The following is a 14,140-nucleotide window of genomic DNA, read 5'->3' as shown; positions in this document are numbered from 1 at the left end:
ACCATGGGTCATAAAGTTCATCCGATTGGTATCCGCCTCGGCATTTCCAAGGACTGGAACTCCAAGTGGTACGCCAACAAGGCCGAGTTTGCTGGTTATCTGGCAGCCGACCTGAAGGTGCGGGACATGCTGCGCAAGAAGCTTGCGCAGGCCGGCATCAGCAAGATCCTGATCGAGCGTCCGGCAAAGACCGCTCGCGTGACGATCCACACCGCCCGTCCGGGCGTGGTGATCGGCAAGCGCGGTGAGGACATCGAGAAGCTGCGCAAGGAAGTGAGCGAAATGATGGGCGTCCCGGCGCACATCAACGTCACCGAAGTGCGTAAACCCGAGCTGGACGCACAGCTGGTTGCCGAGTCGATCGCGCAGCAGCTGGAGCGTCGCATCATGTTCCGCCGCGCGATGAAGCGCTCGGTCGGCAACGCGATGCGCCTCGGTGCCCTGGGCATCAAGGTCAACGTCGGTGGCCGCTTGAACGGCGCGGAAATCGCCCGTTCGGAGTGGTACCGCGAAGGCCGCGTGCCGCTGCATACGCTGCGTGCCGACATCGACTATGGCTTCGCTGAAGCCAAGACGACCTACGGCATCATCGGCATCAAGGTCTGGATCTACAAGGGCGAAGTCTTCGATTTCTCCCAGGTTGGCCAGGAAAAGCAGGACGACTCCCCGCGCAACGATCGTAACGATCGCGGCGACCGCGGTGACCGTCCGTCGCGCCCGGCTCGTGAAGCGAGGTAACGACAATGTTGCAACCCAAGCGAACCAAATACCGCAAGGTACACAAGGGCCGTAACGATGGTCTGAGCTGGAGCGGCAACGCCGTCAGCTTCGGCGAGTACGGCCTGAAGGCAACCGCTCATGGTCAGCTGACCGCGCGTCAGATCGAAGCGGCCCGCCGCTCGATCAGCCGCTACGTCAAGCGCGGCGGCAAGATGTGGATCCGAGTGTTCCCCGACAAGCCGATCACCAAGAAGCCCATCGAAGTCCGAATGGGTTCTGGTAAGGGCAACGTGGAGTACTGGGTAGCCCAGATCCAGCCCGGCCGCATGATCTATGAAATCGAAGGCGTCACAGAAGACGTGGCACGTGAGGCGTTCCGCCTGGCTGCCGCCAAGCTCTCCGTGACCACCACTTTCGTGACCCGGACGGTGCTCTGATGGATATCAAACAACTTCGCGAAAAGTCGGCTGACGACCTGAAGAGCCACCTGATCGACCTGCGTAAGGAGCAGTTCTCGCTCCGTATGCAGCAGGTCACTGGCCAGCTGCCGAAGACCCACGAAACCCGCCGGGTTCGTCGCGAGATCGCTCGCGTCAAGACCCTGCTCGGCAGCACCAAGTAAGGATGGCCGCGATGAGCGATAACAACGACAGCAAGACGCTGCGCACGGTCGAAGGCCGTGTCGTCAGCAACAAGATGGACAAGACGGTCACCGTGTTGGTGGAGCGCCTGGTCAAGCACGCCCTGTACGGCAAGTACATCAAGCGTTCGACCAAGCTGCACGCACACGACGCCGACAACACCTGCAACGAAGGTGATGTCGTGCGCGTGGCCGAGATTGCTCCGATGTCCAAGACCAAGAACTGGCGCGTGGTGGAAGTCATCACGCGTGCGGCTGAATAAGGAGATCTGAATCATGATCCAGATGCAGAGCTACCTCGACGCCGCGGACAACTCCGGTGCCAAGGAACTGATGTGCATCAAGGTGCTGGGTGGTTCCAAGCGCCGTTATGCCCACATCGGCGACATCATCAAGGTCACCGTGAAGGACGCAATCCCGCGCGGCAAAGTCAAGAAGGGTGAAGTGTATGACGCCGTCGTGGTGCGTACCCGCAAGGGTGTGCGTCGCGCCGATGGCTCGCTGATCCGTTTCGACGGCAACGCCGCGGTCCTGCTCAACAACAAGCAAGAGCCGATCGGCACCCGCATCTTCGGACCGGTGACCCGTGAACTTCGTTCCGAGAAGTTCATGAAGATCGTCTCGCTCGCTCCCGAAGTTCTGTGAGCGCCAGGAGATAATCATGGCTAACCGTATCAAGAAGGGCGACCAGGTCGTCGTCAACACCGGCAAGGACAAGGGCAAGCAGGGCGAAGTCGTCCGCGTCGACGGCGATCGTGTGATCGTCGCCAACGTGAACATCGTCAAGCGCCACACCAAGCCGAACCCGCAGGCAGGCGTTGCCGGCGGCGTGGTCGAGCGTGAAGCGTCGATCCATATCTCCAACGTGAATGTGCTGAACCCGGCTTCGGGCAAGGGCGAGCGCGTTGGCTTCAAGGTGCTGGAGGATGGACGCAAACTGCGTGTGTTCCGCTCCAGCGGTGAGGCGCTCGACGCCTGAGGAATGAGCTGATGAATTCCCGTCTCGAAAAGTTTTACAAGGAAGAAGTGGTGCCGGCGCTGATGAAGCAGTTCGGCTACACCAATCCGATGCAGGTTCCGAAGCTGGTCAAGGTCACCCTGAACATGGGTGTCGGCGAAGCAGCCACGAACAAGAAGATCCTGGAAAATGCCGTCGCCGATATGGCCAAGGTCTCCGGTCAGAAGCCGATCGTGACCAAGTCCCGCGTCTCGGTGGCATCGTTCAAGATCCGCGATGGTTGGCCGATCGGCTGCAAGACCACGCTGCGTCGTGAAAAGATGTACGAGTTCATGGACCGTCTGATCAACATCTCGTTGCCGCGCGTGCGCGACTTCCGTGGTGTCTCGGGTCGTTCCTTCGACGGTCGCGGCAACTTCAACATGGGTGTGAAGGAACAGATCATCTTCCCGGAAATCGACTTCGACGCTGTCGACGCGATCCGTGGCATGGATATCGCCATCACCACCACCGCCAAGACCGATGCGGAAGCGAAGGCGCTGCTCGCAGCGTTCAAGTTCCCGTTCCGTAACTGATACGTCGAGGAATCCGAAATGGCAAAGACCTCCATGGTCAACCGCGACCTCAAGCGTGCGAAGCTGGCCGTCAAGTACGCCGGCAAGCGTGAAGAGCTGAAGAAGATCATCTCCAGCACGACCGCGTCGTACGACGAAAAGGCCGAGGCCGTCATCAAGCTGCAGAAGCTGCCGCGCGACTCGTCGCCGAGCCGTCACCGCAACCGTTGCGAGCTCTCGGGCCGCCCGCGTGGCGTGTACAGCAAGTTCGGCCTGGGCCGTAACAAGCTGCGTGAAGCCACCATGCGTGGCGACGTGCCGGGCCTGCGCAAGGCCAGCTGGTAAGGGATTCGTCCCTTCCACTGCCGCGCGCCTTCACGGCACGGGGCAGGGGAGAGGGGTCGGTTTTCCGGCCCTGATCCCGGATTAAGGGAGCCCGACGCAAGTCGGGCTCTTTTTGCCGTATACTCCCGCGTCTTGCTCCGTCACGGGGGCTGGCGTAGAGCGGGCCGTTGGTCCGCTGAACAGGCAACAAGGGCCCTGGCCCATCCCAGGTAGACACAAGATTTTCGCGAAAGCGGATATCGGTGCACTCAAAGGTATCGACTATGAGCATGACTGATCCCATCGCCGATCTGCTGGTACGCATCAAGAATGCGGCCGCGGTTGGCAAGCAGACGGTGAAAGCACCGTCGTCCAAGATCAAGGTGGCAATCGCAGAGGTGTTGAAGGCCGAAGGCTACATCACCGATCTGCGCGTGACCAAGATCGAGAACAACAAGGCCGAGCTTGAAATCGTCCTGAAGTATTTCGAAGGCAAGCCGGTCATCGAGACCCTGAAGCGCTTCTCGCGTTCGGGTCTGCGCCAGTACCGTGGCAAGTCCGAGCTGCCGAAGGTCCTCAACGGCCTGGGTATCTCCATCATCTCCACCTCCAAGGGCATCATGACTGATGCGCAGGCGCGCCAGTTGGGCGTCGGCGGCGAAGTCCTGTGCTTCGTGGCCTAAGGCGAGAAGGAAACAACTATGTCCCGCGTAGCCAAGAAGCCAGTCAACCTGCCCAAGGGCGTTGAACTGAACATCCAGCCGGAATCCGTCAGCGTGAAGGGCCCGAAGGGCACCCTGTCGCTTGCCAAGGTTGCTGGCGTTGAAATCACTGTCGACAACGGCGTTGCCACCCTGGCCGCCAACGATGCCTCGCTGGTCGCCCTCACCGGCACCGTGCGCGCCATCCTGGCCAACATGGTCCACGGCGTGACCGAAGGCTTCGAGCGCAAGCTCGAGCTGGTCGGCGTCGGTTACCGTGCCGCCATGCAGGGCAAGGACCTGAACCTGTCGCTCGGGTTCTCGCATCCGGTCCTGTTCGTGGCGCCGGAAGGCATCACCATTTCGACCCCGACCCAGACCGAAGTGCTGGTCCAGGGCACCGACAAGCAGCGCGTTGGCGAAGTTGCCGCCAAGATCCGTGGCTTCCGTCCGCCGGAGCCCTACAAGGGCAAGGGTGTGAAGTACGCCGGCGAAGTCATCATTCGTAAGGAAGCCAAGAAGGCGTAACTCACGCCCTCAGCTTTCAAGGAAAAAGATCATGAACAAGAACATCGCTCGTCTGCGTCGTGCCAAGTCGACCCGTGCCCACATCCGTGTGCTCGGCGTGCCGCGTCTGTCGGTGCTGCGCACCGGTCAGCACCTGTACGCCCAGGTCTTCACCGCCGACGGCTCCAAGGTGCTGGCAGCTGCCAACACCACCCAGGCCGACGTCAAGGAAGGCCTGAAGAACGGCAAGAACAGCGACGCCGCCGCCAAGGTTGGCAAGCTGGTCGCCGAGCGCGCCAAGGCTGCGGGCATCGAGAAGGTCGCTTTCGACCGCTCGGGCTACCGCTACCACGGCCGCATCAAGGCACTGGCTGATGCAGCCCGCGAAGGCGGCCTGCAGTTCTAAGGGATAAGGAAGCGGGGCTGGTCCCCGCTTCCGCCTGCCTGCCGGCGCGGGTTGCGCCGGGCGACGTCCTTCTTCTGCAGGGGCGCTCGAATCACCGCTCCATCTCACAGCTATAAGCGGCCCTGAGCCGTACATACTCAATCAATCAAGGAATCAACATGGCAGAAGAACGTCAGCAGCGGGGTCGCGATCGCGATCGCCGCGAAGAGAAAGTCGACGACGGCATGATCGAAAAGCTGGTCGCGGTCAACCGCGTCAGCAAGACCGTCAAGGGCGGCCGCCAGTTCACCTTCACCGCACTTACCGTGGTCGGTGACGGCGCAGGCAAGGTCGGCTTCGGTTACGGCAAGGCGCGTGAAGTGCCGGTCGCGATCCAGAAGTCGATGGAACAGGCTCGCAAGAACCTGGCCACCGTCGATCTGAACAACGGCACCCTGTGGCACCCGGTGAAGTCCGGCCACGGCGCAGCCCGCGTGTTCATGATGCCGGCCTCCGAAGGTACCGGTGTGATTGCCGGTGGTGCCATGCGCGCCGTCCTGGAAGCCGTTGGCGTCAAGAACGTGCTGGCCAAGGCCGTCGGTTCTCGTAACCCGATCAACCTGGTTCGCGCCACGCTGAAGGGTCTGACCGAAATGCAGTCGCCGGTCCGCATCGCGGCCAAGCGCGGCAAGAAGGTGGAGGATCTCAACCATGGCTAATGAAACCGTCAAGACCGTCAAGGTCCGCCTGGTGGCTGGCCTGCGTGGCACCCAGTCGCGTCACCGCCTGTCGGTGCGTGCCCTGGGCCTGAACAAGCTCAACGATGTGCGTGAACTGAAGGACAGCCCGCAGGTTCGCGGCCTGATCAACAAGGTCCACTACCTCGTCAAGGTTGAGGAATAATCCAATGACCATGCATCTGAATGAATTGAGCCCGGCACCGGGCGCTCGTAAAGAGCGCACCCGCGTCGGTCGTGGTATCGGCTCCGGCCTGGGCAAGACCTGCGGCCGCGGCCACAAGGGTTCGTTCGCCCGTAAGGGTGGCGGCAAGATCAAGGCAGGCTTCGAAGGCGGCCAGACCCCCATGCAGCGTCGTCTGCCGAAGGTCGGTTTCCGTTCCAAGATCGCCAAGGACACCGCTGAAGTGCTGTCCTACCAGCTGGAACGCCTGGAAGCCGGCGAGATCGACTTTGCCGCGCTGCGCGCTGCCAAGCTGGTCCCGAGCACCGCCAAGCGTGCCAAGATCGTCATGAAGGGTGACCTGACCAAGGCCTTCACCCTGAAGGGCGTCGCTGCAACGGCCAGTGCCAAGGCCGCGATCGAAGCTGCCGGCGGCAGCGTACAGGAGTAAGACATGGCGCAAGCTGGCATTGGTAACCTCGGCGGCGGGCTCGGCAAGTTCACGGAACTCCGCCAGCGCCTGCTGTTCGTCATCGGGGCATTGATCGTCTACCGCATCGGCTGTTATGTGCCGGTGCCTGGCGTCAATCCCGATGCCATGCTTGCGCTCATGCAGGCGCAGGGCGGCGGCATCGTGGACATGTTCAACATGTTCTCGGGCGGCGCCCTGCACCGTTTCAGCATTTTCGCGCTGAACGTGATGCCGTACATCTCGGCATCCATCGTGATGCAGCTGGCGGTCCACATCTTCCCGGCATTGAAATCGATGCAGAAGGAAGGTGAATCGGGTCGTCGCAAGATCACCCAATATTCCCGCATCGGCGCCGTGTTGCTGGCGGTGGTGCAGGGCGGCAGCATCGCGCTGGCGCTGCAGAACCAGGTCTCCCCGGGCGGTGCCCCGGTCGTCTACGCACCGGGCATGGGCTTCGTGCTCACCGCCATCGTCGCGCTGACCGCCGGTACCATCTTCCTGATGTGGGTCGGTGAGCAGGTCACCGAGCGTGGCATCGGCAACGGTGTGTCGCTGATCATCTTCGCCGGCATCGTGGCCGGCCTGCCGGGCGCGGTCATCCACACCGTGGAAGCCTACCGCGACGGCAACATGAGCTTCATCGCCCTGCTGCTGATCGTGCTGGTGGTGCTGGCCTTCACCTACTTCGTGGTGTTCGTCGAGCGCGGCCAACGCCGCATCACGGTGAACTACGCACGTCGCCAGGGTGGCCGCAACGCGTACATGAACCAGACCTCGTTCCTGCCGCTGAAGCTGAACATGGCGGGCGTGATCCCGGCCATCTTCGCCTCGAGCATCCTGGCGTTCCCGACGACGCTGGCGATGTGGTCCGGCCAGGCCAGCTCGGCCACGTGGCTGCAGAAGGTCGCCAACGCCCTCGGGCCGGGCGAGCCGCTGCACATGATCGTGTTCGCTGCGCTGATCAGTGGCTTTGCGTTCTTCTACACCGCGCTGGTGTTCAACTCGCAGGAAACCGCCGACAACCTGAAGAAGTCGGGCGCGCTGATTCCGGGCATCCGTCCGGGCAAGGCCACCGCCGACTACGTGGATGCCGTGCTGACCCGCCTGACGGCTGCCGGTTCGCTGTACCTGGTGATCGTCTGCCTGCTGCCGGAAATCCTGCGCACCCAGCTGGGCGCCTCGTTCTACTTCGGCGGCACCTCGCTGCTGATCGTGGTGGTGGTGGTGATGGACTTCATCGCCCAGATCCAGGCGCACCTGATGTCTCACCAGTATGAGAGCCTGTTGAAGAAGGCCAACCTGAAGGGCGGCAACCGCGGCGGTTTTGCCCGCGGCTGATTGACCTGTTACACTAGTCTTCTTGTTGTGAAGGCCCTCCGGTTCCCGGACTGGCCTTCCAAATCGAAGGGCGGCCCCTGCAGCGGTTTCGGGTGGGGGTGTGATGTGGTGGTCCCGCGCGGGAGTAGCGCGGGCGGCGGCGGGGGCAACCTCTGCAGTCAACGACATCCGGCGCCGGAGCATGGGCACACTCCCCACGCCGGGTCCATGGAACCTCAAGGTTCCACGGGCTTCCCAGTAAACCGAGACCTTGATAGAATCGCTAGTTCACTTTTTTGATCCATCCTGCCGGATTGGCGCGCCCATGGTGCGCTGTCGGCCATCACTCAGCTGGAGAACCGCGTCATGGCGCGTATTGCAGGCGTCAACCTGCCAGCCCAGAAGCACGTCTGGGTCGGGTTGCAAAGCATTTACGGCATCGGCCGTACCCGTTCGAAGAAGGTCTGCGACGCCGCAGGCGTGACCTCGACCACCAAGATCCGCGATCTGTCGGAGCCGGAAATCGAGCGTCTGCGTCTCGAAGTCGGCAAGTACATCGTGGAAGGCGATCTGCGCCGTGAAATCGGTATCGCGATCAAGCGCCTGATGGACCTGGGCTGCTACCGCGGTCTGCGTCACCGTCGCGGTCTGCCGCTTCGTGGCCAGCGCACCCGTACCAACGCCCGCACCCGCAAGGGCCCGCGCAAGGCGATCAGGAAGTAAGGGACCTAAGAAATGGCTAAGCCCGTCGCTAAGACCAAGAAGAAGATCAAGCGCGTCGTCACTGACGGCGTCGCCCACGTCCATGCTTCTTTCAACAACACCATCGTGACCATCACCGACCGTCAGGGCAACGCTCTGTCGTGGGCGACCTCCGGTGGCGCTGGCTTCCGCGGTTCGCGTAAGTCCACCCCGTTCGCTGCCCAGGTGGCTGCCGAGAAGGCCGGCCGTGCCGCGCTCGACTACGGCGTCAAGTCCCTGGAAGTCCGCATCAAGGGCCCGGGTCCGGGTCGTGAGTCGGCCGTGCGCTCGCTGAACAACGTGGGCTACAAGATCACCAACATCATCGACGTGACGCCAATCCCGCACAACGGGTGCCGTCCGCCGAAGAAGCGTCGCGTCTAAAGGAGCGATAAGAAATGGCTCGTTATATCGGTCCTACCTGTAAGCTCGCCCGCCGCGAAGGCGCCGACCTTTCCCTCAAGAGCCCGGCCCGTGCGCTGGACTCCAAGTGCAAGCTGGAGCAGAAGCCCGGCCAGCACGGCGCCACTGCCCGTAAGGGCAAGCTGTCCGACTACGCTACCCAGCTGCGCGAAAAGCAGAAGGTCAAGCGTATCTACGGTCTGCTGGAGCGTCAGTTCCGCAACTACTACAAGAAGGCCTCGACCAAGAAGGGCAACACCGGCGAGAACCTGCTGCAGTTGCTGGAAACCCGTCTGGACAACGTCGTCTATCGCATGGGCTTCGCTGTGACCCGTCCGGCTGCCCGTCAGCTGGTCTCGCACCGCGGCGTCACCGTGAACGGCAAGTCGGTCAACCTGGCTTCGTACCAGGTCAAGGCTGGCGACGCCGTCGCTCTGTCCGAGAAGGCTGCCAAGCAGCTGCGCGTTCAGGAAGCCCTGACCGTGTCTGCCACGCATGACCTGCGTCCGTCGTGGGTTGAAGTTGATTCCGGCAAGTTCGCCGGCATCTTCAAGGCCGTGCCGGATCGTTCGGACCTGCCTGCGGATATCAACGAAGCGCTGATCGTCGAGTTGTATTCGAAGTAATTCACATTGGAGAACCTCCGGGTCACACCGGAGGTTCGCAGGAGAACCCGCAACATGACGGTTACCGCCAACCAGGTTCTGCGTCCTCGCGGTCCGCAGATCGAACGCCTTACCGATACCCGCGCCAAGGTCGTCATCGAACCCTTGGAGCGTGGTTACGGGCATACGCTGGGCAACGCCCTGCGTCGCGTGCTGCTGTCGTCCATCCCGGGCTTCGCCATCACGGAAGTCGAAATCGATGGCGTACTGCACGAGTACACCACGCTCGAAGGCTTGCAGGAGGACGTGCTGGAAGTCCTGCTCAACCTGAAGGACGTGGCCATCCGCATGCATACCGGTGACAACGCTACGTTGTCGCTGTCCAAGCAGGGTCCGGGTGTCGTGACCGCTGCTGATATCAAGCTGGACCACAACGTCGAAGTCCTCAACAACGACCATATCATTTGCCACCTGACCAAGGACACGGCAATCAATATGCGTCTGAAGATCGAGCGTGGTTTCGGCTACCAGCCGGCGGCCGCGCGTCGTCGTCCGGATGAAGAAACCCGTGCCATCGGCCGTCTGGTCCTGGACGCCTCGTTCTCGCCGGTCCGTCGCGTCGCCTATTCGGTGGAAGCGGCCCGCGTTGAACAGCGTACCGATCTGGACAAGCTGGTGCTGGACATCGAAACCAACGGCACGATCGATGCCGAGGAAGCCGTGCGCACTGCCGCCGACATCCTCAGCGATCAGCTGTCGGTCTTCGGTGACTTCACCCACCGCGACCGCGGTGCGGCCAAGCCGGCCAACAACGGCGTGGATCCGGTGCTGCTGCGCCCGATCGACGACCTGGAACTGACCGTGCGTTCGGCCAACTGCCTCAAGGCAGAGAGCATCTATTACATCGGCGATCTGATCCAGAAGACCGAAGTGGAGCTGCTCAAGACCCCGAACCTCGGCAAGAAGTCGCTGACCGAGATCAAGGAAGTCCTCGCACAGCGCGGCCTTTCGCTCGGCATGAAGCTGGAGAACTGGCCGCCGGCCGGTGTCGCCCAGCACGGCATGCTCGGCTGATCCAGCGCTACGCAAGATGCTTGACCCCGCACCTTCGGGTGCGGGGGCTTCACCGGCAACACCCCGCACCGACAGGTCGATAGCCTGCGGTGACGGCCAGCCAGGACGGCTGGCACCGGACCATCCGCAGTCCAAGCAGCAACGCCAGGATGGCGACAGCGATACCCAACCGATCCAACATTCACTTCAGGAATCACCGTCATGCGTCATATGAAGTCCGGTCGCAAGTTCAACCGCACCAGCGCCCATCGCGAAGCAATGTTCAAGAACATGGCCGCGTCGCTGTTCAAGCACGAGCTGATCAAGACCACCCTGCCGAAGGCCAAGGAACTGCGCCGCGTTGCCGAGCCGCTGATCACCCTGGCCAAGGTTGATTCGGTTGCCAACCGTCGTCTGGCGTTTGCTCGCCTGCGCGACAACGAAGCCGTCGGCAATCTGTTCACCACCCTGGGCCCGCGTTACGCGAACCGTCCGGGCGGCTACCTGCGTCTGCTGAAGTGTGGTTTCCGCGCTGGCGACAATGCGCCGATGGCCTACGTGGAGCTGGTCGATCGTCCGGCCGCTGTGGCTGAAGCCGTCGAAGAGTAATCTTCGAGCTGTACCTGTTATTCGGTGAAGAACCCGGCCTTGTGCCGGGTTTTTCCGTTTCTGCGGGGTTGATAAGGGCCAAGGCCAAGGCCACGGCCACGGCCACGGCAAGAGCATGGCGCTGCGGGCGAGGGTGGGGCGTCGGCGCGGGTGGGTTGGCGGGACACGCCGTAAATCCGTCCATGGAGGCTCATGTCGCGCCATCCATGGCGCTCATGGTCCCGACAACCCACCCGCGCCAACGCCTGCACACATGGTCGGTGCGCATGGGGTAAAGCGGGGGCTGTGCGCGGCGTAGGTAGAGCCGGCCGTTGGCCGGCTGCGTGGCGGCTGGTCGCGGCCCTGTTAATCTTGGCGCCTGGACTTTCACGAGTGTTGGCAATGAATCCATTGCGTTGGAGTTTCCGCGCCCAGTTCCTGCTGGGGTTCCTGGTCTGCGCGGTGCTGTTGGGGTATGCGATCTTCCTGCAGCTGAAGATGGGGCTGGAGCCGTGCCCGTTGTGCATCTTCCAGCGGATCGCGTTCGCGGCGCTGGGGCTGCTGTTCCTGATCGGGGCGCTGCACGGTCCGCGTGATCCGGCCGGGCGGAAGACGTATGGCGTGCTGGCCTTCATCGCGGCGGCTGTCGGTATCGGCATTGCCGGGCGCCATGTGTATGTGCAGTTGCTGCCGCAGGACATGGGCTCGAGCTGCGGGCCACCGTTGAGCTTCCTCAGCGAGACGATGGGGCCGTTCGAGGTGTTCCGCACGGTGCTGACCGGTACCGGCAACTGCGGCAACATCGATTGGCAGTTCCTGGGCCTGACGATGCCGATGTGGAGCCTGGTGTGGTTCGCGGCCTTGGCGCTGTGGGCGCTGGTGACGGCGTTCCGTGCGCGCCGCCGCCACTGAGGTCGCATCCGGCCGTCTCCGGCCTGGCACGCGTTGCGCGGCCAGGTCGGAGGCTGCGGTCAGGTCTGGATGTTCCCGGCCTGATCCGGTCGCAAGGCGTCAGGGTACCGCTCAGAAGTCCTGCTGCAGGCTGAGGTAGGCGCCACGGCGCGGGCCCCACTGCGGGGCGAAGACGCCGATCCCGCCGCCGTCGCGCAGCTGGTAGCTGCGGTCCAGGGCGTTGACCAGGGCCAGCTGCGCGTGCAGCGGGTGGCCGCTGTCGGCGTTGAAGTCGTGGCCGGCGCTCAGGTTGAGCTGGAGGTAGGCGGGGAGTTCGCCACCGTTGGGGACGCCGTCGGCGTCCGAGCGCAGGCCGCTACCGAAGACGTAGTCGGCGCCAAGACGATTGTGGCCGGCGAAGGCGTAGCTGATGCCGCCGGACGAGGTCAGTTTCTGGTCGTGGTCCAGGTGGATCCAGTTGTCCTGGACATAGGCCAGTGCTTCCGGATCCAGGTTGTACTGGCCGGTGATGACCTGCTTGCCCATGGCCTTGTTGTAGGCCGCGTTGACGTAGGCGCTGAGCGGGCCATTGCTGTAGTCGGCGCTGAATTCCACGCCGTGGATATGCCCGTGGCGATAGTTGAAGGTCGAGTAGATATAGGCGGCGCCGAACTGGCCTTCGTCCTGCAGCCGGTCGACCTTGCGGTCGTAAGCGTCCAGGCCGAGGGTGAGGTGTTCGCCCAGCTGCTGGGAGACGCCGATGTCGTAGTAGTCGCTGCGCTCGGACAGTGGCGTGGTGCTGCCTCCGGCCGGTTGCTGGTTGGTGGTGCCGTCGTAGAGCGCGATGTCACTGCTGGCCACCAGTTCGCTGGCCGGCGGGGTGAAGTAGCGCGAGTAGCCGGCGTGCACGGTGGTGCTGTCGGTGGCGTTCCAGACCACACCCACCCGCGGGCTGAGCTGGCCTTCGGTGCCACCGAAGGCCTTGTAGCGGTCGCCGCGCAGGCCGTAGTTCACGGTCCAGTCGTCGCCGAGGCGCCATTCGTCCTGCAGATAGACCGCGGTGGTGGTGGCGTTGAAGGCGCTCGCCTCCGGAATGCGCCGGGGCGTGGTGCTGGCCTGTTGGCCGTCGGCGTCGACCGGGAACACCCAGGTGTCGCTGCCGGCGCGGGCGCGTTCGGCGTTGACGTACAGGCCGTAGCGCAAGGTGTGGTTTTCGCCCAGCGGGGTGGAGAAATCGGCCTGCACGGTGTTGGCGCGGTTGCTGCGCTCCACCTGTGAGGCAACGCCGTTGAAGATGAGGTCGCCGGCGAGGTCCGGGTGGAAGGACAGGTCGCTGTACCGCCGCCCGGCCGAGACCTGGTAGGCGGTGCTGCCCAGCGCGCCCTGCAGCACCAGCATGCCGAAGCGGGTGGTCTCGCGCTGGGTTTCGTCCAGCGCGGCGGAGTCCGCAGTGACCGTGTCCAGGTAGCCGAACTGCGGGGTCTGGCCGGGGTTGACCGGGATCTGGAAGCGGTTGTTGGAGAACCCGGCGAACAGGCTCAGGCGGGTGGCGTCGTTGACCAGGTAGGTCAGGTCGGCGAACGCCTTGCCCTGGTGGGTGTCATCGTGGTCCGGCCGGCGCGAGGCGGTGGGGTTTTCCATGCCGACCTGGTCCTGGTCGTAGTTGCCGGTCAGGTACCAGCTCCAGCGGCCCTGGCTGCCCCACCACGAGGCGTTGGGGTTGACCTTGCCGTAGGAGCCGGCGGTGAGGCCGGCGCTGCCGCCATTGCCCAGCTCGGCGCCGCTGCGGGTGGTGATGTCGACCACGGCGGCGGTGCGCTCGCCAAACTGTGCCGGCAGGGCGCCATCCATCAGGCGGAGGCTCTTGATCGCGCGGGCGTCCAGCGTCTGGCCGAAGCCGGAGATCGATTCGGGCAGCAGGACGCCGTTGAGCCGGTACTGGAGGTTGGCATGGTCGCCGCGCACGTGGACGCCACCGTAGGAATCCTGGACCACCCCCGGCGCCTGCAGCAACACCTGGTTCAACGGGGTGGAGGCGCCCAGCGGCAGGTTCTGGATGTCTTCGGCAGTGATCTGGTACTGGCTGCTGCCGATATCCGGCGACAGCGCATTGCGCGCCTGGTCGAGTTTGGCGCTGACCGTGACCGCGTCCAGATCGGTGACGGCAGGGGCGGCGCTGGTGGCGGCGGCGGCGAGGGCGGGCAGGCCGGTCAGGGCCAGGGAAACAGTAATACCGGTAGCAAGCAGGGAGGGCTTCATGAGGATGGCTTGGCTGGGCGATGGAGGAGGGGCCGGCCTGGCAAGTGTTACTCCGTAACAAATCATGCGCCTGTCCGCGGCCGCTGGACCATGCGCGATCTGGCCGATCGCCGCGCCCGTTGA

General features: G+C 63.5%; 22 protein-coding genes. 21 read left to right on the top strand and 1 reads right to left on the bottom strand.

From position 1 onward, the window contains the following. Positions 1-3: 3 nt before the first annotated feature. The 21 genes from rpsC (at position 4) to NJD74_RS05125 (ending at position 11,779) form a co-directional block, all read left to right on the top strand. On the top strand, positions 4-738 hold the full coding sequence (rpsC, locus tag NJD74_RS05225) for a 30S ribosomal protein S3 (RefSeq protein WP_019186149.1): 735 nt from the start codon (positions 4-6) through the stop codon (positions 736-738). A 5-nt stretch (positions 739-743) separates the two neighbouring features. Next, positions 744-1,157, top strand: a complete 414-nt coding sequence (gene rplP / locus NJD74_RS05220) for a 50S ribosomal protein L16 (RefSeq protein ID WP_319623799.1) — start codon at positions 744-746, stop codon at positions 1,155-1,157. Then, the gene (gene rpmC, locus NJD74_RS05215; protein WP_019186151.1) at positions 1,157-1,342 is read left to right on the top strand and encodes a 50S ribosomal protein L29; all 186 of its coding nucleotides are present in this window, start codon (positions 1,157-1,159) and stop codon (positions 1,340-1,342) included. The genes rplP and rpmC overlap by 1 nt, the downstream gene beginning before the upstream one ends. An 11-nt stretch (positions 1,343-1,353) precedes the next feature. Continuing rightward, positions 1,354-1,623: a 30S ribosomal protein S17 gene (gene rpsQ, locus NJD74_RS05210; protein ID WP_019186152.1), complete on the top strand. Its 270-nt coding sequence runs from the start codon at positions 1,354-1,356 to the stop codon at positions 1,621-1,623. Positions 1,624-1,636: 13 nt separating this feature from the next. Continuing rightward, on the top strand, positions 1,637-2,005 hold the full coding sequence (rplN, locus tag NJD74_RS05205; RefSeq protein WP_019186153.1) for a 50S ribosomal protein L14: 369 nt from the start codon (positions 1,637-1,639) through the stop codon (positions 2,003-2,005). 16 nt (positions 2,006-2,021) lie between these two features. After that, on the top strand, positions 2,022-2,339 hold the full coding sequence (gene rplX / locus NJD74_RS05200; protein WP_017355416.1) for a 50S ribosomal protein L24: 318 nt from the start codon (positions 2,022-2,024) through the stop codon (positions 2,337-2,339). Positions 2,340-2,350: 11 nt separating this feature from the next. Beyond that, the gene (rplE, locus tag NJD74_RS05195; protein WP_019186154.1) at positions 2,351-2,893 is read left to right on the top strand and encodes a 50S ribosomal protein L5; all 543 of its coding nucleotides are present in this window, start codon (positions 2,351-2,353) and stop codon (positions 2,891-2,893) included. Between the two features lie 18 nt (positions 2,894-2,911). After that, entirely contained in the window at positions 2,912-3,217 is a 306-nt protein-coding gene (gene rpsN, locus NJD74_RS05190) for a 30S ribosomal protein S14 (RefSeq protein ID WP_019186155.1), read from the top strand. Positions 3,218-3,480: 263 nt separating this feature from the next. Next, the gene (rpsH, locus tag NJD74_RS05185) at positions 3,481-3,879 is read left to right on the top strand and encodes a 30S ribosomal protein S8 (protein ID WP_019186156.1); all 399 of its coding nucleotides are present in this window, start codon (positions 3,481-3,483) and stop codon (positions 3,877-3,879) included. 18 nt (positions 3,880-3,897) lie between these two features. Beyond that, positions 3,898-4,425, top strand: coding sequence for a 50S ribosomal protein L6 (gene rplF, locus NJD74_RS05180; RefSeq protein WP_019186157.1), 528 nt, complete (start codon positions 3,898-3,900; stop codon positions 4,423-4,425). 31 nt (positions 4,426-4,456) lie between these two features. After that, positions 4,457-4,810: a 50S ribosomal protein L18 gene (gene rplR / locus NJD74_RS05175; protein WP_019186158.1), complete on the top strand. Its 354-nt coding sequence runs from the start codon at positions 4,457-4,459 to the stop codon at positions 4,808-4,810. A gap of 158 nt (positions 4,811-4,968) precedes the next feature. Continuing rightward, a complete protein-coding gene (rpsE, locus tag NJD74_RS05170) occupies positions 4,969-5,508 on the top strand; it encodes a 30S ribosomal protein S5 (RefSeq protein ID WP_019186159.1) in 540 nt (179 codons plus the stop codon). Then, a complete protein-coding gene (gene rpmD, locus NJD74_RS05165; RefSeq protein ID WP_019186160.1) occupies positions 5,501-5,692 on the top strand; it encodes a 50S ribosomal protein L30 in 192 nt (63 codons plus the stop codon). Before rpsE ends, rpmD begins: the two co-directional genes overlap by 8 nt. A 4-nt stretch (positions 5,693-5,696) precedes the next feature. Further along, the gene (gene rplO / locus NJD74_RS05160; RefSeq protein WP_019186161.1) at positions 5,697-6,140 is read left to right on the top strand and encodes a 50S ribosomal protein L15; all 444 of its coding nucleotides are present in this window, start codon (positions 5,697-5,699) and stop codon (positions 6,138-6,140) included. A 3-nt stretch (positions 6,141-6,143) separates the two neighbouring features. Beyond that, entirely contained in the window at positions 6,144-7,499 is a 1,356-nt protein-coding gene (gene secY / locus NJD74_RS05155; RefSeq protein ID WP_019186162.1) for a preprotein translocase subunit SecY, read from the top strand. Between the two features lie 345 nt (positions 7,500-7,844). Further along, entirely contained in the window at positions 7,845-8,201 is a 357-nt protein-coding gene (gene rpsM, locus NJD74_RS05150; protein WP_019186163.1) for a 30S ribosomal protein S13, read from the top strand. Positions 8,202-8,213: 12 nt separating this feature from the next. Continuing rightward, positions 8,214-8,603, top strand: a complete 390-nt coding sequence (gene rpsK / locus NJD74_RS05145) for a 30S ribosomal protein S11 (protein ID WP_017355427.1) — start codon at positions 8,214-8,216, stop codon at positions 8,601-8,603. A gap of 14 nt (positions 8,604-8,617) precedes the next feature. Next, entirely contained in the window at positions 8,618-9,247 is a 630-nt protein-coding gene (rpsD, locus tag NJD74_RS05140; RefSeq protein ID WP_019186164.1) for a 30S ribosomal protein S4, read from the top strand. A gap of 54 nt (positions 9,248-9,301) precedes the next feature. Continuing rightward, positions 9,302-10,300 (top strand): DNA-directed RNA polymerase subunit alpha, encoded by a 999-nt coding sequence (gene rpoA, locus NJD74_RS05135; protein ID WP_019186165.1) that lies wholly within the window; start codon positions 9,302-9,304, stop codon positions 10,298-10,300. 201 nt (positions 10,301-10,501) lie between these two features. Beyond that, positions 10,502-10,888, top strand: coding sequence for a 50S ribosomal protein L17 (rplQ, locus tag NJD74_RS05130; protein ID WP_019186166.1), 387 nt, complete (start codon positions 10,502-10,504; stop codon positions 10,886-10,888). A 381-nt stretch (positions 10,889-11,269) separates the two neighbouring features. Further along, positions 11,270-11,779: a disulfide bond formation protein B gene (locus NJD74_RS05125; protein WP_102789530.1), complete on the top strand. Its 510-nt coding sequence runs from the start codon at positions 11,270-11,272 to the stop codon at positions 11,777-11,779. Between the two features lie 111 nt (positions 11,780-11,890). On the opposite strand, the gene NJD74_RS05120 is transcribed toward NJD74_RS05125, so the two are convergent. Then, positions 11,891-14,017 carry a TonB-dependent receptor gene (locus NJD74_RS05120; RefSeq protein WP_319623798.1) on the bottom strand — a complete coding sequence of 709 codons (2,127 nt, stop codon included), beginning with the start codon at positions 14,015-14,017 and terminating at the stop codon, positions 11,891-11,893. Between the last annotated feature and the right edge of the window lie 123 nt (positions 14,018-14,140).

Origin of the sequence: Stenotrophomonas sp. RG-453 (assembly GCF_033843685.1) — a bacterium.
In the GTDB taxonomy this organism is placed as follows: domain Bacteria; phylum Pseudomonadota; class Gammaproteobacteria; order Xanthomonadales; family Xanthomonadaceae; genus Stenotrophomonas; species Stenotrophomonas bentonitica_A.
Note: the sequence above shows the minus strand (reverse complement) of the source record. Positions and strands in the feature narration are given on the sequence as shown.